Origin of the sequence: Liquorilactobacillus nagelii DSM 13675 (genome assembly GCF_019444005.1) — a bacterium.
Lineage (GTDB): Bacteria > Bacillota > Bacilli > Lactobacillales > Lactobacillaceae > Liquorilactobacillus > Liquorilactobacillus nagelii.
In genome coordinates this window covers 897,746-921,028 of record NZ_CP049304.1, presented here as the reverse complement: position 1 = coordinate 921,028, position 23,283 = coordinate 897,746, and the positions used below count along the sequence as shown (strand labels likewise).

Genomic DNA, 23,283 nt, shown 5'->3' with positions numbered 1-23,283 from the left:
CCTCAAAACATAGAGGTTTGCTTTTTTTTTAGTAGTTTTTTTGATGATTTAGTTGGGTGAGTCAAGATGTTTTTGCCGATATGTTTTGGGAGTAATCCCAGTTGTGTTTTTAAAAATCTTCATAAAGTAATTGGGATCACTATAGGCAAGTGAATAGGCAATTTCAGAAATATTTATTGAACTATTTTTTAGCATATGCTTAGCTGCTTTCACCTTTTGATTCCTAACATAACTGCTAATAGTCAGATGATATTCTTCTTTAAAATGATGGACTAATGAACTTGGTGAACAGTTTAGCTCTGCAGCAATCTGAGCAGTAGTTAGCTTCTTCATAATATTATTTTGAATATAGCTGGCACATTTTTCAGCCAATGAGAGGTTGGACTTTTTAACCAAATTTTCAAAATCAAAGAAGAATTGTGAAGCAATTTGAGCTTTCCAAAGTTTCATCGGCGGTGGACTTTCTTTGAACTCGATTTTTCCAAGAATGTTATCTTCCAACTTGAAAACATCAGCTGTTTTTGCCTTTTTAGTTTTAATCGCTTGATCAGTCATTAGACAGACAAATCTGATCATGACATCTTTTTTACCCCGTAAGAATCCATTTTTCTCAAATATTTCGCCCATATAGTCAGTAACCATCGGGTTTAATAGCGCCAGCTGGAAACCATGATTATCAAGATTTTGAATAGTTTTAAATAACTTATTTTCATTTTCCAACATAATTGTTAAATTTTCTGATTTCACAAAATTAACTTTTTCCTTGGCAGTCGGAACTGTTTTTAAATAAACTTTCCAAACTGGGGCGGACTTTCCAATTACTATTTCATAAATTAAGCGACTTAGAGAGTATAAATTATTAATGAATTTGGTCAGTTGTTTAAAATTATCAGGTATATTCGTTGTATTGATATGTGGAACAATAATCAACTGATGATTCTCACTGATTGGAATAACTACTGAATAAAAATTGTGAATATTAAGCACATTTAGTTTGTTGGGTAATTTTAATTTTAATGTTTCTTGAACAAGCTGTGTCATGTCAAAAGCGGAATTATTTGAAAGAATAGTTATTTTGTGCTTAAGGCTTTCATAAACATCAATGGAAAAGACATTGCATAGTAGTTGCAATGTTTCTTTTTTTGCCAAGCTAATCACCTCTAAAAAGTCTAGTTAATTGCTAAATTTTCCAGTTAAATTTATTTTGCTACATTATAAACTATCAAATAGGAGATATTATTAATCTTTATTTATGTTTTAAAATTCGAATATAAAAAATATTTAGAAAAGATGCCGTTTTTGAAAATAGATCAGATAAAACTTAATTATTGTGTTCAAATTTACATTTTAAAAGTAATTTATTTTTTGTGTCACAAAAAGTCGTTTATGTAGCACATTTTTAATATATCTTGATTTATATTTCTATTTAAGTATACTATATTCGAAAGATAATGTCACTTTTGTGCAAGGGATACACAAATGAGAGAAATGATTTGTTAGCTTTTTTAAGAAAAAAATGGGAGGATTTTCAGAATGGCTTTTGATCACAAATTACATTATAAAATGTACAAGGACGGTAAAAAATGGGTGTTTGCAGCTCTTTCAGTTACTTTCTTAAGTGGGGCAGGAATAGTTGTTGAAAACAATTCAACAAGTGTTAAAGCGGATACTACCTCTGCTATTAGTGCAGTTAGTTCTTCAAATTCTAACAGTAATTCAGAAAGCAGCTCATCAGTTGCTGTTGATAAAGTATCAAATAGTGACAAAACAGATGTATCTTTGGCTGATTCAGCTAGCCAAGAAAGTAGTTCCTCTTCAGTCACAAACAGTTCAGTTGCAACTCAAGCTGAAAAGACTAGTTCAATTGCATCAGATAATCAACCAAAAGAAGTGGCTAGTTTAGCAGCTGAGAAAACTTCAGAAAGTAACTCAAGTGCTGATACCAGCAAGGCTGAAAGTACTGTCAGCTCAGAGAGTGAGAATAATCAAGTTTCATCAAAGAGTACGTCACAAACTGCAAGTCAAGCTGAGATGATTTCTTCATCGTCAACTGCTGCAACAGCAAATTCAGTTCAAACGTTTAGTGCTCAAACTGACTCAATTCAAACTGCAGCCACTTCGATAGATACAGATAATTACTTAAAAAGCTTGGGAATTGACGTGAAAAGCCTCAATACGAATAGTGTTCTGAAATTAGCTTCACTGTTTCATATTTTTGCTAATCAAGCCAATTTTGGAGCTGATGTTAATGGCAATGTTGCAGTTGGTGTTTTAAAAAGTACGGTTGATTTTGGAACTAGAAATGAATCTGATAATTTAACAAGTGGAGATATTTATTACATTCAGGAACTGGGGACAGCGCTTGAATCTAGTTCTTTTCGTAATACTAGTTTCAATCATGTTGTGCTAGGAAAAGACGTTAATGTGTCAATCAATGGGGATCAAGTTTTGCTTGACGGGGTAGTTATGACAAACTTGAAAGCAGACGATGTTTATCAAGACACAAATGGTAATACGTATATTGATTTTGCTCAAGTTTTTGAAGAATTATCAGCCAATTCAACTGAATATGCAACTCATCAAAACTCAAATGGTGTTATAGAAAATTTTGAAGATATGAATAATCGTTACGTTGATGTTTCCAAAGCAACTGCAGACGCTGGAATTGTTTATGTGAATATTCCTTTTGAATACTTAAGCGCTTCGCAATCGATTACAATTAAGGGTGTTTCTAGTTCGATTGATGGACCTACAATTGTTATTAATGTTACAGACATTCCGACTGGTAGTCAGTCGATTTCAACTCAAATTGAACTAGATTATAGTGATGGAACCAGTGGCTTATCTAGTGGTGAGGCTCATTCAGAACCAAATCATATTTTATGGAACTTAGGGACTAGTGATCAGACATTCAATTTTAGCGGTGGTCGTTTTATGGGCAGCATTCTGGCGCCAAATGCTACCATAAATGCTGGAGTGAATATTGATGGTAATATTGTTGCAAAAAATGTGAACATTACAGGTGGGGAGTCTCATCGTTGGGATATTCATCCCAACCAACCAACACAGCCGACACAGGCAACGCAAGCGAGTCAGCCGACACAGCCAACACAAGCGAGTCAGCCGACGCAGCCAACGCAAGCGAGTCAGCCGACGCAGCCAACGCAAGCGAGTCAGCCGACACAGCCAACACAAGCGAGTCAGCCGACGCAGCCAACACAAGCGAGTCAGCCGACACAGCCAACACAAGCGAGTCAGCCGACACAGCCAACACAAGCGAGTCAGCCAACACAAACTGACCGGTTATCGATGAAATTTTCAGCAATTGGGAGCTCAACTGACACTACAACAAAAGAGGCAAACTCTCGAAAAGCGTTGCCCCAGACCGGTCAAGATAATCAAAGTTCAATGTCATTGATAGGTGTTGTTCTACTAGCATTGAGTAGCATCATTAGTTGGCTTGGATTTAGCAGAAAGAAAAATTACTAGAAAAATAACAGTTTTAACCAATAAACGGTAGCGGAAAGTATTTCACTATCGTTTTTTCATGAGGAGGTAAAAAATGCATTATTTTGTTACTTCGCGAATTGACCGACTGACATCGGCAATTGAATTGGCTGAGATAAAACGTCTACGGCTCTTTGATAAATTGCAAACTCCTGCAAAAATTGTGACACGTTTATTTGATCCAAATCAAGAAACTATTTGGCAAGAATTGGGAATATCTGGCAGAGTTATCAACTTACAAGATTATTTTCAACGACTTTCAGCAAATCAAACTGGGTCGGTAGAATTAATTCGGCAGATGTTTTCAGCAAATAAATTAAAACAACAGGGGTTAAAAGGATTTAAGGATCAAAAATTGCGACTTGAAGTTCAATTACAAGGAAAGCTGATTAATTACGTAACTTATTTTGATCGGTGGGGGTTCACTGATCGTCGTGACTTTTATTACCGAAATCAGATTAGTTATTCGGAATTTTATGATGATGGCGGTAAACTAATTACCAAAACCTATTATAACAATAATGGGCAAGGAATCTTAACCTATCATTATCGTGGGGGACCCGACAATCAACCAGTTCTAACATTAATTCAGCTTTTTTATCACGCTTGCTGGTTACAATTTGACCAAGAAGATCAATTGATGGCTTATTTTCTAGACTGTTTAGCAAAGAGTGATTCAGCAGCTGTTTTTTATTCAGATCGTGAAGACTATGCTATTCGTCCTTTCAAGTTAATGCGAAAACCAGCAAAACGTTATGTGATTTTTCATTCAATTTTTACGGAAAATGCTAAAGCTAACGGGAAACTTTTTCCGTTTACCGAAGAAGTTTTCCAGCTTGGCGAAAAGTTAAATGGGATTATTTGTTCAACTCAACAAGAAAAGAAGGATATTAAAGCGCGAAATAAAGACGTTCCTTGTTATGCAATTCCTGTTAGCTATTTGCCAAATGAGCTTGTAGAACAAAAAACTAACTTTGCTAAGCGAATTCCTGGTCAAATAATTGCAGTTGCCAGATTAACTAGTGTCAAAAGATTGGATACTTTAATCGAAGCAGTTGCACTGATTCATAAAAAACTTAAATTTGTTGATTTAAAAATCTATGGTTATGATGATAGTTGGAACAACTACGAAGAGTCGACTAAGCTGCATAAATTGGTTGAACAAAGAAAAGCTAGCAGCTATATTCATTTTTGTGGTTATCAAGCTGATCTAACAACAGTTTATCAAACAGCTGATCTTGAAGTGTTGACAAGTGATTATGAAGGCTTTTCGATGGCAATTTTAGAAGCACTTGGTCATGGCTGTCCAGTTGTTAGTTACGATATTAACTATGGGCCAAATGAAATGGTACAGGACCACTTGAATGGTCGAATATTGCCAGCTGGTGATTTTGGCAAACTATACCGAACAGTGTTTGATTTGCTTAGTCATCGGGAAAAGTTGAAATTTTACAGTCAAAATGCACCACAGAGTATGCACCGATACCAAGAAGATCAAGTTCAAAAGGTCTGGGAAGGCTTAATCGTTAAAGCAAAAACAAAAATTCAAGTTTAACAATTTTAATGAGCCTCGCTCGAATAGCGAGGCTTTTTGCTACGTTTTTTACTAAATTTCCTTTTTTGAAATTAGTTTTAGTTTGATTTAATCAATTTCAATTGAATTCACTTTGATTTTTAAAGTTTTTCAGCTTTTTAGGAAATAAAATGTCACAACTTAGTGTTTAATAGTAATTTTAATAAAATATTATTTCAGAAGTTGCCGAATTATGCTATGATAATTGAATAAAGCCCCCAATGACTGCTTTAAAAAATCAAACTTGAATTGCAAGGGAAGTCGGTGTTTTATGAAAGTCGAAAAACTGATAACAGAACAACGAAATCCAGCGACAATGAAAATTGATCAGCTGGGAACAAAAGAAATGCTGCAGTTAATTAATCGAGAGGACCAAAAGGTAGCCGAAGCAGTTGCAACACAACTTGATATAATTGCTCAAGCTGTTGATTTAATTAGTCAACGTTTCAATGCAGGTGGTCGGTTGATCTATTGTGGTGCTGGGACATCTGGAAGGTTGGGAGTTTTGGATGCTGCTGAATTAGTACCGACTTTTGGTCTAGAACCTCAGCAAGCAGTTGGTTTGATTGCTGGGGGAAAAAATGCGATGTTTCAAGCAATCGAAGGGGCTGAAGACAATCAAAAGCTAGGTGTCACGGATTTACAGAAAATAAATTTTTCTGCTCAGGATACATTGATTGCTTTAGCTTCAAGCGGACGAACACCGTATGCAATCGGAGCTGTTAATTATTGTCGCAAAATACATGGAAAAGCGATTGCCGTAGTCTGTGTTCCAGATAGCAAGTTGGCGGAAACGGCCGATTTAACAATTGCACCAGTGGTCGGTCCAGAAGTTGTTACCGGTTCAACTCGTTTGAAAGCAGGTACTGCTCAAAAGTTAGTTTTGAATATGATTTCAACCGGAGTAATGATTAAAGTCGGCAAGGTTTATCAAAACTTGATGGTTGATGTTTTGCCGACTAATGAAAAATTAGTAAAACGAGCAATTCAAATTATTAAGGCGACTACTGCCAAAAGAAGTGAAGATGCAAAGCAACTTTTAGGCCTTGCTCATCAGCAAGTTCCGGTTGCAATTGTTATGGGGAAAACTGGCTTAGATTATCAAGCGGCTTTAGATTATTTAAGACAAAATAACAATCAGATTGCCACGGTAATTCGTAACCAAGAATCGGGAAATTAAATCAAATAATAAGAGACTCGAGGAAATACAATGTCTGTTAAAGGAGAACTTTTAAATCTGCTGGCAGAATTATCAAAATCTGAACGAAAGGTTGCCAATTATATTATTGCCAATCCACAAATTGTTGTTTCAATGACGGTGGCACAGTTGGCAGTGGCAGCTAAAGCAAGTCCGGCAGCAGTAATTAGATTAGTTAAGCATTTAAAAAGCGTTAGTTACACCACAATGAAAGTTGAATTAGCGGCTGATTTATCAAGAGATCACTCACACACTAAAATTTATGCTGACATAGCAGCAAATGAGAGTTTAACTGACATTGAACACAAGCTACTGGCTAATGCTCAGCAGACATTGCAGGAAACGAGTGATCAAATCGATCAAACCGAAATAAAAAAACTAGTTAGTAAATTAAGCAATAGTCAGCAAATCTTACTCTTGGGAATTGGAGCATCAGCACTTGTAGCTGAAAATATTTCACAAAAATGGAGTCGGTTGGGTTATGCCATTACAGTAGACAATGATTTGAATCTATTACTTCCGAAGTTAGTAAGTTTGAACTCGCGAAGTATTCTATGGATTATCTCGAATTCCGGAGAATTACCGGAAACTTTGATTGCAGCTGAAACTGCTCATAAGTTTGGCGTTGAAGTTGTCTCGTTAACTCGCTTCGGTAAGAATCGCTTATTCTTGGCTTCTGATATTGGTATTCATACGTCACAACCACCGGAAGATAAGCAGCGAATTGCAGCTACAAGTTCCTTATTGGCTCAATTTATGGCAATTGATCTGATTTTTTATTATTTTGTCAGCCAAAATTTTGAACGCTATTCAAAAATCTTAGCTACTTCTCGTCAAGAGGTAATTGACTATCACAATAGATTTAAAATTGAAGATCAAACTTGATTTTTTTATTCATAACTCATCCCTAATTTTAAGTTTAAGTTTAAGTTGAAGAAGTTCAGTTGCTGAAATATGTAATAATTGATGTTTTTTTTAGATAAATGCCGCATAACTTAAGAAAGCGCTGCCAATTTTAAGTCCTTAAAAAGAAGGATGAGTAAATGCAAGCAATTATTGGTCTGATGTTTATTATCGTTGGAATTGCAGCAACTGTTATTGGAATCAAATATGGCAAACGGCAACCAATTAAAAGTGCAGTCCCAATTCAATTTGGCTTTTTGTTTGGTGGCTTTTATCCTAAGCTTATTAGACTTGTAGCTGTCATTTTGGGTGTAGTTGCTGTTATTTTGGGAATTTCTTATCTTTTGTGATTGTTTTTGGTGAATTAAATAAGAAGAACTGAACTCCAGAGAGATTAATTTAGCTCACTGGTTTTTTTTATAATTTACGATTTTTTAAAAGACAAATTACTTTTTTTAACGTTTTGCAATTAACACTTAACACTTAATAATTAGCCATACAATTAAGTTGGGACGATTGGTGGAAAAGTACGCTTTGAATAATAAATATAGTTGAATCAAAAAGAATCTGATTTAACTCGTTGGGCTCTTTTAAAAATCAGAGTCGCTTAATTTACTAGTTGTCAGAGAAAGTTGCTGTAATGATTTAATGAAAATTTTAATGATTTTTTGGGGATCTTCTGGCTGGTCTTTTGCTAGCCAAACATTAATAATTTCCCAAAGGCCACCTGTAATAAAAGTTTCGATATAAGTAATTTCAGTTTCAGAGCCATTTGTTCGCCAACTTTCAGTAAAGAGATGGTAGTTTTCAATAGCTTCTTTGGTCCAAATTTCCAAAAAGTGAAAAGTTAATTTGTTTTGAATTAAAAGTTGAATTGTGTCGTGACGTTCGAGCCAAAAATTTAAAAAGAGTGTTAATCCGATTTTTAGCGGAAGGGGTTGTTCTTGCTGATATAAAACTTCATGATATTGGTCCAGCATTTTTTGAAAATACCACTTAATCAACCCTTCTTTACCGCGAAAAGAACGATAAAATGTCCTACGATCCAGATCTGCTCTCTGGGCAATTTCAGCAATTGTTATTTTTTGATAGTTTTTTTCTTGCAATAATTCTAAAAAAGCTTCCCAAAACCATTGACGTGATTGCTCGGCGATCCGCTGTTTACCATTCATAACTAAACCTTACCTCCAAAATAATAAGTGTCACAAAACCTAAATTTTGTAGCACTTATCGATTAAGCATTGATTTCGGTTTCAAACTGATTAATATTGTAATTAATGTTGAAGTGAAATTAGCTAATAATAATTCTAATATCAGCTAGTGCATAAAAACTAACTATAGTATACCATTTTTTTCAGATTTAAAATAAGGAGGACACTTCTGAATGAATGAAGCAGAACGCATCTTAAGAGATTTAATTCAAATTAGAACAGATGGGAATCAAGAAGAACAAGTTGCCGATTATTTAATTAATTTGTTAAAGAAACATGGAATTGAAGCCAGAAAAGTTGAATTTTCAAGTAATCGAGCTGGTTTAATTGCTGAAATTGGTGATCGAAAGGGACCGGTACTTGGTTTTGCTGGACACGAAGATACTGTCGCCTTAAGCAATCCAGCTGACTGGACTGAAAGCCCATTGAGTGGCAAAAAAATTGGTCACCGGATTTATGGTCGTGGGTCAACAGATATGAAAGCGGGCTTGGCGGCAGGAATTATCGCGATGATCAATTTAAAAGAACTACAAATTCCTCTGCATGGAACTTTTAGAATTTATGCTACGGTTGGTGAAGAAAGTGGTGAGGTAGGCGCACAAAAAATGGTCGAACAGGGCTTCGCTGATGATTTGACAGCTTTGATAATAGGCGAACCGAGTGGAGTTCCAGTTACAGGACTAAAAAGTTTTGCTCCACGATTAGAAAAGTTAGGCATAATTACCAAGTCAGATCTTAAAGAGCTTCTGCAGTTTAACCGAGGATCGGAACAGCATTTTTTAGAAATTGCTCATAAGGGTGCGCTTTCATATGATATTATTAGCCGCGGAAAAACTGCTCATAGTTCGATGCCCGAGTTAGGTGTCAACGCGATTGACAGTTTATTAGCGTTTATTTATGAGCAGAATGTTTATTTTGATGAGTTAATCCAAAAAAATAATCGTCTTTTGGGCTCAACTACTCCAGTATTAACTAAAATTTCTGGGGGAGAACAGTTAAATACGGTTCCCGGGGAAGCTAAACTTAGTGTTTTTGTCCGGACAATTCCAGAAATTTCCAATGAACAGATCATTAATCATCTGACAAAGCTAGTCAAACAAATCAATCTAAAAACTAAAGCTGATTTGAGCTTAAAAATTAATTTTAAGCATCAACCAGTTGTCTCAAGCGTTGAGAATCGGCTTAGCCAGCTTACACAGGCTGTCGGAGAAAAATACTTGCAACAAAAGCTTGGATTTATTGGTGTTCCAGGTGGAACAGACGCCTCGCAGTTTATCAAAAAAAATCCTCAGCTGGAAGTGTTGATTTTTGGACCGGGAAATACGACTGCTCACCAAGTCGATGAATACGTTGATGCCGATGTTTTCCATAATTTTATCAAGATTTACCAAGATGTGGTTGCAAAATACTTAGCTTAATAATCAAAAACAAGGCCAGCACAAACGTTGTGTTGGTTTTTTAATTTAATTTTACTTTTGCTGTTTTTTAGCATGGTATATTAGTGGTAAATAAACTTATAGTCAGGGGTGACTTCATTGAGTGACAAGCAAACAGACTTATTATTAAAACCAGCCTATAAATTAGCAGAGTTAGTACGGCAAAGAAAGCTTAGTTCGGTTGAATTGATTGACCTAGCTTTAAAAAAAATTTCTATTGAAAATCCAAATTTAAATGCAGTAATATCTACTAGAAGATCAGCGGCAGTACTTGAAGCTGAACAACTGCAAGATACTGGGCAGCCATTTTTAGGCGTGCCGATCTTACTTAAAGGTTTAGGTCAGTCACTAAAGGGTGAGCCAGAAACATATGGAAATCGACTTTTTAAAACGGCAACGGCCAGTTTAACCAACAATTATGTTCAAGCCCTGCAAAAAGCTGGTTTTATCATTATCGGTCAGACTAATTTCCCTGAATTTGGTTTCAAAAATATTACTGATGCTAGGATTTTCGGTCCAGCACGTAATCCTTGGAATTTGAATTATCAGCCGGGAGGTTCATCAGGTGGAGCTGCTGCTGCAGTGGCTGCAGGAATTTTACCATTAGCCGCTGGCAATGATGGTGGTGGTTCTATTCGAATTCCGGCTTCTTGGTCTGCGACAATTGGTTTGAAACCGACTCGTGGCCGAGTTCCGACTGGTCCAACAGATTGGCGCTCTTGGCAAGGGGCGGCAGTTAATTTCGCTTTGACGCGTAGTGTAGCAGATACAGCTCTTTTACTGGATGCTTTACAAACGGTCCAACCAGCTGCCGTTTTTCAGGTTCCTTTGAATTTGGATGGCTTTTTTAACAGTTTAGTTGTTCCTTCAACTAAAACTGTTATCGGCTATACGACAGAATCACCAGTCAAAACACCGGTTTCAGCGGCAGCCAAGCAAGCAGTTGCTCATGCAGTTGCTTTTTTAAATACTCAAGGATTTGTCACTAGATCAATCAAGTTGCCAACTAATGGGGTTGAACTGATGAAAAGTTATTATCTAATGAATGAAGCTGAAACGGCAGCTATGTTTGCTAATTTGCAACAATTATTAGGTCGAAGCTTAACGCGAAATGATATGGAGCCCTTAGCTTGGGCACTTTATCAGACAGGGAAAAATATTTCTGCAGCGGAGTATAGTCAAGCGTTAAATTGCTGGGATGTAGCGGCGTACCAGATGGCTGGACTGCATAAAAAATATCCGGTGATTTTAACACCAACAACTGCGACAGTTGCCCCATTGGTTAGCCAGTCATTAGTTAGTCAGGAGAATTTAAGTCAAATGAAACATGCTGAGGAACTTACAGTAAATGAACAAAGACAGTTAATTTGGAATCAATGGCTGCCATCGTTAAAACTATCGCCATTTACTCAGCAGGCAAATTTAACAGGTAATCCGGCAATTAGCCTGCCAACTGAAATTACTAGTTCAGGTCTACCACTAGGAATCCAATTAACTGCGGGCAAGGGCCAGGAACAGCTGTTGTTACAATTTGCGTTGCTATTTGAAAAGGAAAGACAGTTAAAGTTTTTTCATCCGACTAATTTGACTGATTAACTTTAATTAAGCTCAAAAATACTGTTCCTCAAAGTTAGCTATTAATTTTAAGGGGCAGTATTTTAATTGGTAATTTTTTGATGTTGTTGCTTTAGATTAAAAATTAAAATAGTGGTCGGAATAGTTAGAACAACGGCAATGATTGAAATAATTGTCAGACTAAATTCCGCAACAAAAATCTTATCGTTTAAAAAAGCTCCAAAAGAGTAGTTTAGCTGAACAAACCAGATAAAAAGGCTTAGAAAGCCACCAAAAAAGTCGAAAAATAAAGTGTTGCACGCAGTTGCCAGAATCTGGTGTCCACTTTTGATGCCGCTGATAGTAATCTGGTTAACAGTAGTCGCCAGTTTTGGAAATCGCGATAACGTGTATAAGAATGTGGGGTATCAGTATTTTTTTTCGGCAAGATATTATGATTCTAAAGGTGACAACTCAATTGATTACGGCTTAAAGGATAAACTCCTTGAAGGATGATGATTTTAAGAGGCCGCAAACCGGGAACCAAGAAGTTGATGATTATTTTCGGACGGCTAATTATTTAGACCAATCGATTAAAGAATTTTTTGATTTTCTGCAAAAATCTGGTCTTGCTAAAAATTCAATTGTGATTTTATATGGTGATCATTATGGCTTGTCGAATTCAGAAACCCCTTATTTAGCTAAGACTTTTAAACAGGACCCGCAGCATTTTAAATGGTATAACCCTCAAAAATGTTGGAGTAGTTGGGACAATGCCCAACTTCAACGAGTTCCCTTTATGATTTGTTTGCCCAACTATCATCATGGGGGAATTCAGAAAACATTTGTGGTGAAATTGATGTTTTGCCGACTTTGCTCCATTTGTTGGGGATTAATAGCAAACCTTATTTAGAATTTGGGCCTGATTTGCTGGCTAAAGGGCATAATCAAACAGTGGCTTTTCGAAATCGCGATTTTGTGACGCCAAAGTTCAGTGATTTGAATGGAAAATTATTTAATGCAGTTGGTAAAAAAATCGAATGGACCGTCATAACAATCGGCAAATTTTGGCTGCTAAACAACATGCCGATCAACAACTTGATATTTCAGATTTATTGAATAGTGAAAATCTACTGCGATGTTATCATCCTAAAGGTTTCAAAAAAACAAATTAAAAATTATAATTACCTGACCGGATTGCAGCAAGAGCTGAAATTGCAAGCAAAACTGGGGACTAAATCGATCTCTTTGTTTTCGGAACATGGTAACCATTCTTTGGAAAGTCTTTATCAAACCAAAGCGCCTGAATTAGCGACTACGACTAACAAGTCGACTTCAGAGTAATAGAACAAATATTAAGAAAAATAGTAGCTGAATTGCAACGAAATTTTTTTCTGCTGCAGTTTTTATTTTCAACAGATAATTAAAAAAAACTAATCTTATTTTCAAAATATATGTTAAAATTAAATTATTCTAATTTAAGAATGGATGGAACTTTAAAATGGAACTTAAACAGTTAAATCAAGTTGTTGATGAAAACATAATTTTCTTTCAACGACAATTAGCAAGATTGATTCAAATCCCCAGTATTAAAGGAGTCGCCCACGCCAATGCTCCCTTTGGAAAACAGCCGCGAGCAGCTCTAACAGAAGCTTTAAAAATTGCTCAAGAGTATGGTTTGAAGATTACTCAACTGGCAGATCAAGTTGGTTGGGCTGAACTTCCAGGCCAAAGTTCAAATTATGTTGCAGCTTTAGGACATTTAGATGTTGTGGCGGCGCCACGGCCTGGCTGGCAGAGCGAACCTTTTGAATTAACCGTTAAAAATGACTACATGTACGGTCGTGGTGTTTTAGATAATAAAGGACCAATTATGGGGGCACTGTTTGCGTTGGCTCTATTAAAGAAGGAGAATTATCAGCCGCGTCAAACAATTCGTGTGATCTTTGGCACGGACGAAGAATCTGGCAGTGCTGATTTGAAAACTTATAATTCTGTCGAAAAGCCACCGCTGGCCGGTTTTACTCCAGATGGCAAGTACCCAGTTGTTTATGCTGAGCGTGGTATGGTGCGGTTGTCATTATTAATTAAAATCAAAGACCAAAGTGCAAGCGATATTGCGGCAATTGACGGTGAGTTTTCACCAAGTTATCTTCCTGATCGGGTACAGCTTAAATTTGTATCAGGCCAGAGGCAGACTTATTCGGGGATAAAAACGCCCAGTAATGCCCCTGATCTAGGGAAGAATGCTTTAGCTGCATTAGCGCAGGCACAAAGCAGTCGAACAGGGAAAATTGGTGAAGCTTTTAAATGGCTGGCTGCCGCTGCTACTGATACAACTGGTTCACAGATAGGAATTGGTTATGTTGGAAAAGTATCGGGCAAATTGCAAATTAGTGTTTATGGAGCAGCTTATTTAGCTTCAACACAACAGTTGCGAGTTGATTTTTCAATTCGATATCCAATTGAGCTAACACAAGAACAGTTAATTCAAAACTTGACCAAAGGCTTGCCGACCAACAGTTTGTTGCTCGTTAGGCAAGCCATAGCGCCATTTTATCGGGATCCTCAGTTACCAATAATTCAAAAGATGAGCTCTATTTATGAAATGGTTACTGGTTTAGATGGAACTCCCGTAACAACAACGGGGATTACCTATGCCCGTTCTTTGCCCAATATTGTTGCTTTTGGACCATCATTTCCAGGACAAAGAGGAATTGCACATAAAGAAAATGAATGGCTGCGCATTTCAGATTGGCAAAAAATTATTGCGATTGAATATTTGACTTTGAAATCTTTAGCAGAAATGGATTTCAACTAATAAATTAAAAGAAAATAACCAAATTAAAGAATTGTCTTGCTATTGTTTTAATTGTATTTTAATATATTAGAAGTAAATTATAATTTATTAATATTTAGGGGATGATTTTTTATGCTAACAAAAAAGCGTTTGGGGATCTTGCTTGGAACTTTGTTTGTGTGTACTGGACTATTGGCTGCTTGTGGCAGTAAAAGTTCACAATCAAAGCAGGTTTTAAATTTAGCGGTGAGTAGTGATTTAGAAACAATGGATCCGTCGCATGCTTCAGATACAACTAGTATGCAGGTTCTTGAAAATACTGGTGAAGGTTTCTTGCAGTTAGGTAAGGATAGTAAGATTGAAAAAGAATTAGCAACTAAGATCACGACATCAAAAGACGGTTTAACTTATACTTTTAATTTGCGAAAAAATGCCAAATGGAGTAATGGTCAAGCAGTTACGGCTAAGGACTTTGTTTATGGTTGGCAGAGAACGGTTAATCCAAAAACTGCTTCCGAATATGCGTATTTGTATTCCGGCATCAAAAATGCTGACGCTATTATGAATGGTAAAAAAGATTATCGCACATTAGGAATTAAAGCAGTTGGAAAATATCAAGTAAAGGTTACTTTAGAACATCGCATTTCTTACTTTAAATTATTGATGGCAATGCCAGTCTTTTATCCGCAAAATCAGCAAGCAATTGAAAAGTATGGTTCAAAATATGGAACCAATGCAGCCAAGACAGTTTCAAATGGTCCGTTTGTTTTGCGGGGTTGGAAAGGTACCAATGAAAAGTGGAAGCTAGTTAAAAATAATAAGTATTGGGATAAAAAGCAAGTTCATTTATCGGCTGTTAGTTTTCAGGTAGTTAAATCACCATCAACCGGATTAAATCTTTTCCAAACTGGCAAATTAGACCAAACTCAGTTGCTGGGCAGCCAAGTTGCTAGTGAAAAAAATTCTAAAAATTATGTTTTGAATAAATCAGCGACTTCAATTTATCTGCAATTTAATTTGAAGAATCCAACTGATACAGATTTAAAAGCAGCTTTAAATAATGTAAATATTCGTAAAGCACTTTCTTTGTCTTTAAATCGTAGTCAATTGACGAATAAAGTTTTAAGTGATGGTTCTTTGCCCGCTAAGGGTTTTGTAACGAGTGGATTAGCAAAAAATCCGAAAACGGGCGAAGATTTTGCTAGTCAAGCTTATGTAAAAAGTGGAGTAGCTTATAATAAAGCTGAAGCAAAAGAATACTGGACCAAAGGCTTAAAAGAATTGGGAGTTTCCAAGTTAAAGGTTGGTTTGCTAAGCGATGATGATGATGCTTCAAAGCAAACAGCTGAATTTATTCAAAGCCAGTGGGAAAGCTTACTGCCTGGTTTATCAGTTGAAGTGCAAAGTGTACCGAAAACTGTTAGAATTTCGCGCTCAGAAAAAGCTAATTTTGATATTGTTATATCAGGCTGGGGTGCTGACTTCTCAGATCCAATTACTTTCTTGAATTTATTCCAGGCTGGAAATTCAGGGGATGCTGGTGGTTATGATAATAGTAAATACAATCAGTTGATTGATCAGATTAATAATAATCCGTCAAATAATGAGCTAGTTCGGTGGAATAATATGGTCAAGGCCGAAAAGATTTTAATGAATGATCAAGTAACGATTCCGTTATATCAAAGATCAAATTCATTCTTACAAAGTAAAAAAATTAAAAATCTGATTGTAAATACGGCTGGACCTGCTCATAATTATAAGGGAGTCTACCTTAAATAATTAATTACTGGAGGAGCGCAAGTTGAACTTTTTATCAATCGACATTGGAGGAACAAATCTAAAATATGCATTGATTAATGAATATGGTCAGATTATTGTCAAAGGAACAAATGCAATTAATACGCAAGACAAGGACCAATTTCTCAGATCATTGGCTAAAATTATTGATTTGCACTGTCAAGATATTCAAGGAATGGGATTCAGCTTGCCGGGTGTAGTTGATCCAACATCTAAAGAATTGTTAGCGTCAGCACGATTATCTTTTTTAGAAAAAACTGATTTTTTTAATAAATTGGCAAGCAAATACAATTTGCCAGTTACTATTGAAAATGATAGTAATTGTGCTGCGCTAGCTGAAAAATGGCAAGGTCAACTAACAACAGAAAAAAATTCTGCTTTGATAGTCTTAGGAACAGGAATCGGGTCGGCAATTTTTCTGAATAATAGGTTGATTAGAGGAAATCACTTTGCTGCTAGTGAACCAAGTTTTATGGTTGTTGATAAAAGTGCTTCAGGTGTAGAAAAAACAGCAGCAGCACTTTCGGCAGTCGGTATGATTGAGGATATCGGTAATCACTTGCAGTTACCAAATATCCAAGACGGTCAGCGGGTTTTTGCTCAAATCATGGCAAGAGAACCATATGCATGGCAAGCTTTTAATAAATTTTGTGATCACGTAGCATTGTTAATTTATAATATCCAAAGTATCTTAGATTTGAATAAGTTTGTGATTGGTGGGGGAATTAGCAGTCAACCCATTTTGATTAAACAATTACGCAATTCATTTAAAAAATGGCATCAGATTTCACCATTATCTGAGCGGACAATTACTGTTCCTGAAATCGTTAGCGCTAATTTTTATAATGATGCTAATCTGATTGGAGCGATTGTGCCACTAGTTAGGACAAGCAAATAAAACAAGAACCAATAAATAATCTTAGCGAAGGGATTTTATTATGTGGGGAATTATAGCAACTTGGAGTATGTCGTTAGAAAGTTTGAAAAACGCCAGCCAGTCGCTTGAAGCCAGCGATTCAGCAGCTAAAACGGTTGTAACTGCAGTTCAAAAGGTCGAAGACTATCCATTTTACAAATCTGTTGGCTATGGCGGATTGCCAAATGAAAATCAAGAAGTTGAGTTAGACGCGGCTTATATGGACGGTGATTCACTGGCAATCGGCGCAGTTGCCGGAATTAAAGATTTTGCTAATCCAGTCGCAATTGCACAAAGTCTGTCGCAATCGAAGGTTAATAACTTTTTAGTTGGTTCTGGCGCTGAAAAGTATGCAAGTCAGCAAGGATTCAAACGAAAAAATATGTTAACTGAACGCGCAAAAAAGTTTTATCAGCGTCGCCTGCAAACAACATCGCAGACTGCAAAACCTTATGCTGGACATGACACTGTTGGTATGATTTGCTTAGATCAGCAAGCGACAATGACTTGTGCAACTTCAACTAGCGGACTTTTTATGAAAAAAGCTGGACGAGTTGGTGATTCACCATTAAGTGGATCGGGCTTTTATGTTGATAGCCAAATTGGCGGGGCTAGTGCAACCGGATTAGGCGAAGATATCATGAAAGGCTGTTTATCTTATGAAATTGTTCGTTTGATGGCCGAAGGAAAAACGCCGCAAGCAGCTTGTGATCAAGCAGTTTTCAAGTTAGATCATCAGTTACGTCAACGTCGGGGAACCGCTGGTGATTTGTCGGTAGTTGCGTTGAACTCAACTGGTCAATGGGGTTGTGCAACTAATATAGCAGATTTTTCATTTGTTGTTGCAACACAAATTGCGCCAAAACCGGTAGTTTATTTAGCCAATCCAGGCAATCAGCAAACTATCATTAAACCAGCTTCTGCAAAGTGGTTAGAAAAGTATTTTGCTGAGCGAAGTTCAAAACTAACATAAAGGTAAGGTGACTGAAATCGCAATTCTTGAAGTTTGCTGTGGTAATTATCAGGATGCATTTGTAGCTAGTCAAGCTGGCGCAGCAAGAATTGAATTAAATAGTGCGCTGTTTCTTGGTGGGTTAACACCAACTTTAAGTTCACTACGTTTAACAAAACAGACGACAAATTTGCAAGTAATCTGTATGGTCCGACCTCGTGGGGCTGGTTTTTGTTACACTGATGCCGAATTTAAGGAAATTTTGACAACAGCAGAGATATTTTTAGCCAATCAGGCGGATGGTTTATCATTTGGCTTTTTAACTGCTACAGGCGAAATTGATACAGTCAGGACGCGTCAACTGGTTGAATTAACGCATGATTATGGTGCAAAAGCTGTTTTTCATCGAGCAATTGATTGTTCAGCTAATCTTGAGCAGGGGATAAATAAGTTGATTGATTTGCAAGTTGACCGAGTGTTGACTAGCGGAGGGCAAGTAACTGCTTGGATCGGTAGGAAAGCTATTGCTAATCTGCAAAAAAAATTTGGTCAGCAAATCGAAATACTGGCTGGAAGCGGGATTAATCCGACTAATGTGCAGTTGCTGTTAGAAACTACGGGAATTAAGCAAGTGCATGCCTCATGTACTGCTGAGCGGATTGATGCAACAGCTAGGGGTAATCAAGTTGATTTTTCCTATCTTTTGCAGACTAAACATGGCAGTTATGAAGCAGTCTCAAAACAAAAAGTCAGAAATTTATTAGCAGAATTAAATTAAATATCGTTGCTATAAATTCAAGCAATAAAGTAGATCGGTTAATCTAAAATTAGCCGATCTTTTTCATTTACAGAATGCTGTTTTAGATTTTCCCATATTTTGGCAGGCAATGCCGATCAAATAAATATTCATGGTATATTATTGATAGAGAACTTAATTATTAAGGTCAATTCAAAATATTATTATGGAGGGATTCCAGCATGCGCTTTTTACAAACAGCAGACTGGCATTTAGGCCGCAAATTGCATGGCTTTGATTTACAAGCTGAGCAAGAAGCGGCTTTTGTACAAATTGAAAAAATTGCTTTACAGGAAAATGTTGATGGAATTATTATAGCTGGAGATATTTATGATCGCAGCATGCCGGCGGAACAAACGGTTGATTTGGCAAACCAAATGTTACAGCGTTTGAACCTGACCGATCACTTACCGCTGTACGCAATTGCTGGAAATCATGATAGTGCTTCACGCTTAGCAACAGGAACACCATGGTTTTCGAGCACCAATTTTTATTTACATACCCAATTAGCTGAAGCTTTTGAGCCAATTGAACTGGAAACAGTCCAAATATTTTTACTGCCTTATTTTGAACCGTTTGCTGCTCAACAATATTTTGCTGATGATTCATTATTGCATTTAGACCAAGCAATGGCGGCAGTTATTAACAAAATTAAGCAGCAGTTTGCCCCAACTAAAAAGCATTTGCTGGTAGGACACTTTTTTGCTGCTGGTTCATCACAAACAGCATCAGAAACTCGTTTGACAGTTGGCGGGTTGGCCCCGGTTCCAATAGATTTACTGACGGATTTTGATTATGTTGCTTTAGGACATCTTCACAACAAAGATGCCCTACAGACGAACAAGATTCGTTATAGCGGTTCGCCTTTGAAGTTTTCTTTAAGTGAGGTTCGACAGCAAAAAGGAGTTTTCTTACTTGACACTGAAACACAGCAGACTAAGTTTTATCCGATTAAACCATTACATGATTTGCACGACTTGCAGAATGAATTTGCTGAACTGACTAATCCCAGTTTTTATCAATCGCAGCCACGGGAAGATTTTTTTGGCATTACACTAACTGATCAAAAGCCAATTCCAAATGTTTTGGCACGATTACGTGAAATATATCCCAAGATTGTTGCCCTACAACGGACAGCTGATTATAGTGAATTATTTGAGCAGTCACAGTCGACGAAAAAAATTACTCAACAAAACCCACTGCAGCTTTTAGGCAACTTTTACCAACAAGTTGCTAATGAGCAGCTTTCAGCAGCCCAAATAAAGTGGGCTCAAAAAGCTCTGCAAAATATTCGCGAGGAGGCAAAATCATGAAACCACTCAAATTAACTTTGATTAATTTTGGACCTTACGCAGAACAAGTTTTTAATTTTGAACGTTTGCAACAAGTCCCACTGTTTTTGATAACTGGGAAAACTGGCAGTGGAAAAACAACGATTTTTGATGGAATAACTTTTGCACTTTTTGGCGAAACTGCCGGTGGCGATCGTTCGGCTGCTAGTTTACGGTCCGATTTTGCCGAACCGCAAGCTGAAACATTGGTGGTTCTGGAATTTGAACATCAAGGGCAACATTATCGGATAACTCGCAATCCTAAGCAGCTTTTAGCGAAAAAACGTGGTTCGGGAATGCACGAAATAGCTGCAGCTGCCAAGCTTGAAAGTTTTGATGGAGAAAAAAAACAAGCGGAACTGACAAAAGTGCGCGATGTGAATTTAAAAATTGAAGCAATTCTGCAGTTAAATCGCCAACAGTTTGTTCAAATTGTACTTTTGCCCCAAGGCGATTTTCGCCGTTTTTTACTTTCTGATAGTAATGAGAAAGAAGCGATTTTGCGTAAAATTTTTCGGACACAATTATATCAACAATGGAGTGAAACTCTACGGGAATTTTTGAAATCACAGCAGGGAAAAATTATCCAACAGCAAGCCGCAATTAAACAGGCTTTTAAAAAAATTAGATGGGAAGACCCAGCCGTCGTTTTAGATGAATTGAATTCGACTGAACAATTAAAATTATTAGCACAACAGCAAACAAGAGCGCAAATCTCGCTGCAAGATCTAGCTGTGGCAAAAAAGCAAGCAGCTGGTGCTGTCCAAAATCAGCAAAATGAATTAACGGCGGGTAAAAAGCTAAATCAGCAATTTGCAGAGCTCAAACAGTTGCAAAACAAACTCCAAATTTCACACCAACAGCAACCTAAATATTACAAACAAGCAGAGCAAATAAAAATCTTAGAGTGGGCCCAAAAACAGCAACCACTTTTTGTTCGCGAACAAGAACTTCAACAGCGTCTGCAAAAAGTTTCACTTAACTTGCAAACGACCAAAAAACGACAGCAACAGCAGCAACAAGTCTTGCAGGAGTTTCAAAAACAGAAAGAGTTGTTGCTTGAACAAAAAGAAGTTCAACAACAGCGCGAAACAACAAAGATTTTATTAACTGAACAAAAATCGCAGTTTGAAAAAGCTGCTGGTTTGACAAAAAAAGTTCAACACCAAGATGAACAGGTTAAAAAAATTGAAATTGAACAAAAATTACAACAAAAAAAGTTAAGCCAACTAACTGAAAAGTTAGAAAGAATTGCTGGATTGCAAACTGAATTGCCACAACTTTTGCAACAGCGCAATCTTGTCGACCAAACAAAACTACAGTTAACGCATTTCAAGGAACAAGTTGTAAATCTATTGCAGGAACAGCAGGCCTTGCAAGCCTTGACGACTGAAGTAAAACAGTTACAAATTAAATTCGAACAAGCCCAGCTGCAATCTTCCAATCAACAAACTGCATATCAGCAATTGCACGATGCGTGGCTGAATAATCAGATTGCAGTTTTAGCATCCCAATTGAGTCCAGGAGCACCGTGTCCAGTTTGCGGGAGCTTGAATCATCCACAGCCAGCTGATCAAGCCATGATGAAATCAATCAATAATACGGAATTGAAAGCAGCTGAAAAAAACAAACTGGCAGCCGAAAAAAATCTTAATCATTTAGCGGCTCAATTAACAGAAAAAAAGCGGACTTTAACTCAGCAAAAAGAAATCTTTCAGCAAACAAAAAGAGAATTATTAAAGCAACTAGAGCAAGAAAAGTACTTAACTAAAGCAACTTTAACGCTAGAAAAAATTCAGCAAGTACTCACTAATCAGTTGCAAGACCAGTCACAGCAGTTAGCTAATTTGGAAGAACAAGTAGATGTTAATCAAAATAGTGTTGCTCAAAGGCCGCAGTTGTTACACCAGCAACAGATAGAACAGCAAAAAGTCCAGCAATTAGGGCTTGACTTTCAAAATGAACATGATGAACAACAGCGGTTAACGGTTAGGCTAGCAGAGATTAAACGCGGATTGCCGAAGGATTTTGCAGATATAGTAGAATTAAATAGCTATTTAACAGGCTTAGAACAAAAAATTACGACTTATCAGCAACAAGTTACGGAGAATCAGCAGCAACTTGAGCAGTTGCAACAACAATGTGCTAGCTCAGCAGCTGTAATTAAGCAGCAGCAAGCAGAATTAACGGGACTAACTTCGGAGTTGCAGAAAGTTTCAGCTAAAATTGATGATTTAATGGAGTTGCAGTTGGCAACTACTGAGAGAAAAACACTTGCACAATTGCTGGAACAAACTAAAAGTTTGCCTGAATTGCGCCAGCAGCAAGCAGATTATTATCAGCAGCTGGCAGCACTAAAAGCACAAGTTGCCTCTCAAGAAAATTTATTGCAAAAGCAGCAGCCAGTGGATTTAGCAAAGGCAAATGATAGATTTCAACAGCTTCAAAAACAATTAGATCAAATCGAAGATCAATATCAAAAACTCTATGATCAACAATTGCTGAATGGTTCACTACTTAAGGAAATCACAACTGGTCGACAAGAGATTCAACAACAAGAGGCAGCAATCAGTGAATTAGCGCAGTTGGTTACAGCGGTTAGTGGACATAGTGATGCTAAGTTGGGATTGGAACGTTATGTTTTGCGCCAGCAACTGACAACAATTTTGCGAGCGGCTAATCAGCATTTGCAGCAATTAAGTTCCGGACGATATTGGTTGCAGCTGCATCAAGAACGAGGTAATACCTTAGCCAATACGGGTCTTGAGATTGATGTTTATGATGATCATGTAGGTCAGCTGCGAAGTGTCCATACACTATCGGGTGGGGAAAGTTTTATTGCGGCACTAAGTTTGGCATTAGCACTGGGAGAAGTTATTCAAGAGCAAGCAGGTGGAGTCAGCATTGACACCTTGTTTGTTGATGAGGGCTTTGGTTCGCTTGATCAAGATTCGCTGGCAACAGCCTTAGCAGCCTTAGAAGATATTGAAAGTGGCAGTCGCATGATTGGAATCATTAGTCACGTGGAAATGTTACGAACACAAATACCTGCTCAGATTCAGATCAGCCAATTGGGGCAAGGACAAAGCCGAGCCAAACTGGTTATTCAAGAATAAAAATACATTGAAAAATGCTTAAGCATTTTTTGTAGGTGCGCCCGGCATGGGCGATAACTAGGTGGTGTAAGTCCGCTGTGGGCCGTAGTAGTCAGCCGAGGTCATAGTAATCTGCCGTATAGCAGATGAAGGACTGAACAATAATAATTCTCACCGATAAAACAGCGCTTGAAACCATTTACCTCTTATATTG

Annotated in this window: 19 protein-coding genes; 16 read left to right on the top strand and 3 right to left on the bottom strand. The window is 37.1% G+C overall.

What is annotated here, in order from left to right:
- Positions 1-48: 48 nt before the first annotated feature.
- On the bottom strand, positions 49-1,149 hold the full coding sequence (locus tag G6O73_RS04830) for a helix-turn-helix domain-containing protein (RefSeq protein ID WP_057886165.1): 1,101 nt from the start codon (positions 1,147-1,149) through the stop codon (positions 49-51).
- Positions 1,150-1,533: 384 nt separating this feature from the next.
- Here G6O73_RS04830 and G6O73_RS04825 point away from each other — a divergent pair, with 384 nt between their 5' ends.
- The 5 genes from G6O73_RS04825 (at position 1,534) to G6O73_RS04805 (ending at position 7,531) form a co-directional block, all read left to right on the top strand.
- A complete protein-coding gene (locus G6O73_RS04825; protein WP_219935218.1) occupies positions 1,534-3,489 on the top strand; it encodes a collagen-binding domain-containing protein in 1,956 nt (651 codons plus the stop codon).
- A 73-nt stretch (positions 3,490-3,562) separates the two neighbouring features.
- On the top strand, positions 3,563-5,062 hold the full coding sequence (locus G6O73_RS04820; protein ID WP_057886164.1) for a glycosyltransferase: 1,500 nt from the start codon (positions 3,563-3,565) through the stop codon (positions 5,060-5,062).
- Between the two features lie 289 nt (positions 5,063-5,351).
- On the top strand, positions 5,352-6,260 hold the full coding sequence (gene murQ / locus G6O73_RS04815) for an N-acetylmuramic acid 6-phosphate etherase (protein ID WP_057886163.1): 909 nt from the start codon (positions 5,352-5,354) through the stop codon (positions 6,258-6,260).
- A gap of 30 nt (positions 6,261-6,290) precedes the next feature.
- On the top strand, positions 6,291-7,163 hold the full coding sequence (locus G6O73_RS04810) for a MurR/RpiR family transcriptional regulator (protein ID WP_057886162.1): 873 nt from the start codon (positions 6,291-6,293) through the stop codon (positions 7,161-7,163).
- Positions 7,164-7,321: 158 nt separating this feature from the next.
- The gene (locus tag G6O73_RS04805; RefSeq protein ID WP_057886161.1) at positions 7,322-7,531 is read left to right on the top strand and encodes a hypothetical protein; all 210 of its coding nucleotides are present in this window, start codon (positions 7,322-7,324) and stop codon (positions 7,529-7,531) included.
- A 240-nt stretch (positions 7,532-7,771) separates the two neighbouring features.
- Here G6O73_RS04805 and G6O73_RS04800 read toward each other — a convergent pair whose 3' ends face one another.
- Entirely contained in the window at positions 7,772-8,353 is a 582-nt protein-coding gene (locus G6O73_RS04800) for a TetR/AcrR family transcriptional regulator (protein WP_057886160.1), read from the bottom strand.
- A 212-nt stretch (positions 8,354-8,565) separates the two neighbouring features.
- On the opposite strand from G6O73_RS04800, the gene G6O73_RS04795 reads away from it, so the two are divergent.
- Together G6O73_RS04795 and G6O73_RS04790 are read left to right on the top strand one after the other, a co-directional pair.
- Entirely contained in the window at positions 8,566-9,810 is a 1,245-nt protein-coding gene (locus G6O73_RS04795) for a M20/M25/M40 family metallo-hydrolase (RefSeq protein WP_057886159.1), read from the top strand.
- A gap of 117 nt (positions 9,811-9,927) precedes the next feature.
- Positions 9,928-11,424 (top strand): amidase, encoded by a 1,497-nt coding sequence (locus tag G6O73_RS04790; RefSeq protein ID WP_057886158.1) that lies wholly within the window; start codon positions 9,928-9,930, stop codon positions 11,422-11,424.
- Between the two features lie 62 nt (positions 11,425-11,486).
- Here the strand turns inward: G6O73_RS04790 and G6O73_RS04785 are convergent, their stop codons facing one another.
- Positions 11,487-11,750 carry a YibE/F family protein gene (locus G6O73_RS04785; RefSeq protein WP_419504875.1) on the bottom strand — a complete coding sequence of 88 codons (264 nt, stop codon included), beginning with the start codon at positions 11,748-11,750 and terminating at the stop codon, positions 11,487-11,489.
- Between the two features lie 137 nt (positions 11,751-11,887).
- Here G6O73_RS04785 and G6O73_RS04780 point away from each other — a divergent pair, with 137 nt between their 5' ends.
- The 9 genes from G6O73_RS04780 (at position 11,888) to G6O73_RS04745 (ending at position 23,090) form a co-directional block, all read left to right on the top strand.
- Positions 11,888-12,295: a sulfatase-like hydrolase/transferase gene (locus G6O73_RS04780; RefSeq protein ID WP_057886157.1), complete on the top strand. Its 408-nt coding sequence runs from the start codon at positions 11,888-11,890 to the stop codon at positions 12,293-12,295.
- Between the two features lie 127 nt (positions 12,296-12,422).
- Positions 12,423-12,557 (top strand): hypothetical protein, encoded by a 135-nt coding sequence (locus G6O73_RS12955; RefSeq protein WP_268871649.1) that lies wholly within the window; start codon positions 12,423-12,425, stop codon positions 12,555-12,557.
- Positions 12,558-12,883: 326 nt separating this feature from the next.
- Positions 12,884-14,203 carry a M20/M25/M40 family metallo-hydrolase gene (locus tag G6O73_RS04775; RefSeq protein WP_057886155.1) on the top strand — a complete coding sequence of 440 codons (1,320 nt, stop codon included), beginning with the start codon at positions 12,884-12,886 and terminating at the stop codon, positions 14,201-14,203.
- 111 nt (positions 14,204-14,314) lie between these two features.
- Positions 14,315-15,961: a peptide ABC transporter substrate-binding protein gene (locus G6O73_RS04770; RefSeq protein WP_057886154.1), complete on the top strand. Its 1,647-nt coding sequence runs from the start codon at positions 14,315-14,317 to the stop codon at positions 15,959-15,961.
- Positions 15,962-15,983: 22 nt separating this feature from the next.
- Positions 15,984-16,877, top strand: coding sequence for an ROK family protein (locus G6O73_RS04765; protein ID WP_057886153.1), 894 nt, complete (start codon positions 15,984-15,986; stop codon positions 16,875-16,877).
- A gap of 40 nt (positions 16,878-16,917) precedes the next feature.
- Positions 16,918-17,868, top strand: coding sequence for a glycosylasparaginase (locus tag G6O73_RS04760; protein ID WP_057886152.1), 951 nt, complete (start codon positions 16,918-16,920; stop codon positions 17,866-17,868).
- A 7-nt stretch (positions 17,869-17,875) separates the two neighbouring features.
- A complete protein-coding gene (locus G6O73_RS04755; protein ID WP_235805083.1) occupies positions 17,876-18,625 on the top strand; it encodes a copper homeostasis protein CutC in 750 nt (249 codons plus the stop codon).
- A gap of 200 nt (positions 18,626-18,825) precedes the next feature.
- Positions 18,826-19,956, top strand: coding sequence for an exonuclease SbcCD subunit D (locus G6O73_RS04750; protein WP_057886151.1), 1,131 nt, complete (start codon positions 18,826-18,828; stop codon positions 19,954-19,956).
- A complete protein-coding gene (locus G6O73_RS04745; RefSeq protein ID WP_057886150.1) occupies positions 19,953-23,090 on the top strand; it encodes an AAA family ATPase in 3,138 nt (1,045 codons plus the stop codon). Before G6O73_RS04750 ends, G6O73_RS04745 begins: the two co-directional genes overlap by 4 nt.
- Positions 23,091-23,283 lie beyond the last annotated feature (193 nt).

Excerpts from the sequence above, each read along its gene's own strand:
- G6O73_RS04760 (WP_057886152.1), top strand. The coding sequence starts at position 16,918 with ATGTGGGGAATTATAGCAACTTGGAGTATGTCGTTAGAAAGTTTGAAA.
- G6O73_RS04810 (WP_057886162.1), top strand. The coding sequence starts at position 6,291 with ATGTCTGTTAAAGGAGAACTTTTAAATCTGCTGGCAGAATTATCAAAA.
- G6O73_RS04820 (WP_057886164.1), top strand. The coding sequence starts at position 3,563 with ATGCATTATTTTGTTACTTCGCGAATTGACCGACTGACATCGGCAATT.
- G6O73_RS04805 (WP_057886161.1), top strand. The coding sequence starts at position 7,322 with ATGCAAGCAATTATTGGTCTGATGTTTATTATCGTTGGAATTGCAGCA.
- G6O73_RS04775 (WP_057886155.1), top strand. The coding sequence starts at position 12,884 with ATGGAACTTAAACAGTTAAATCAAGTTGTTGATGAAAACATAATTTTC.
- G6O73_RS04745 (WP_057886150.1), top strand. The coding sequence starts at position 19,953 with ATGAAACCACTCAAATTAACTTTGATTAATTTTGGACCTTACGCAGAA.
- G6O73_RS12955 (WP_268871649.1), top strand. The coding sequence starts at position 12,423 with ATGGACCGTCATAACAATCGGCAAATTTTGGCTGCTAAACAACATGCC.
- G6O73_RS04800 (WP_057886160.1), bottom strand. The coding sequence starts at position 8,353 with ATGAATGGTAAACAGCGGATCGCCGAGCAATCACGTCAATGGTTTTGG.
- G6O73_RS04795 (WP_057886159.1), top strand. The coding sequence starts at position 8,566 with ATGAATGAAGCAGAACGCATCTTAAGAGATTTAATTCAAATTAGAACA.
- G6O73_RS04750 (WP_057886151.1), top strand. The coding sequence starts at position 18,826 with ATGCGCTTTTTACAAACAGCAGACTGGCATTTAGGCCGCAAATTGCAT.
- G6O73_RS04825 (WP_219935218.1), top strand. The coding sequence starts at position 1,534 with ATGGCTTTTGATCACAAATTACATTATAAAATGTACAAGGACGGTAAA.
- murQ (WP_057886163.1), top strand. The coding sequence starts at position 5,352 with ATGAAAGTCGAAAAACTGATAACAGAACAACGAAATCCAGCGACAATG.
- G6O73_RS04770 (WP_057886154.1), top strand. The coding sequence starts at position 14,315 with ATGCTAACAAAAAAGCGTTTGGGGATCTTGCTTGGAACTTTGTTTGTG.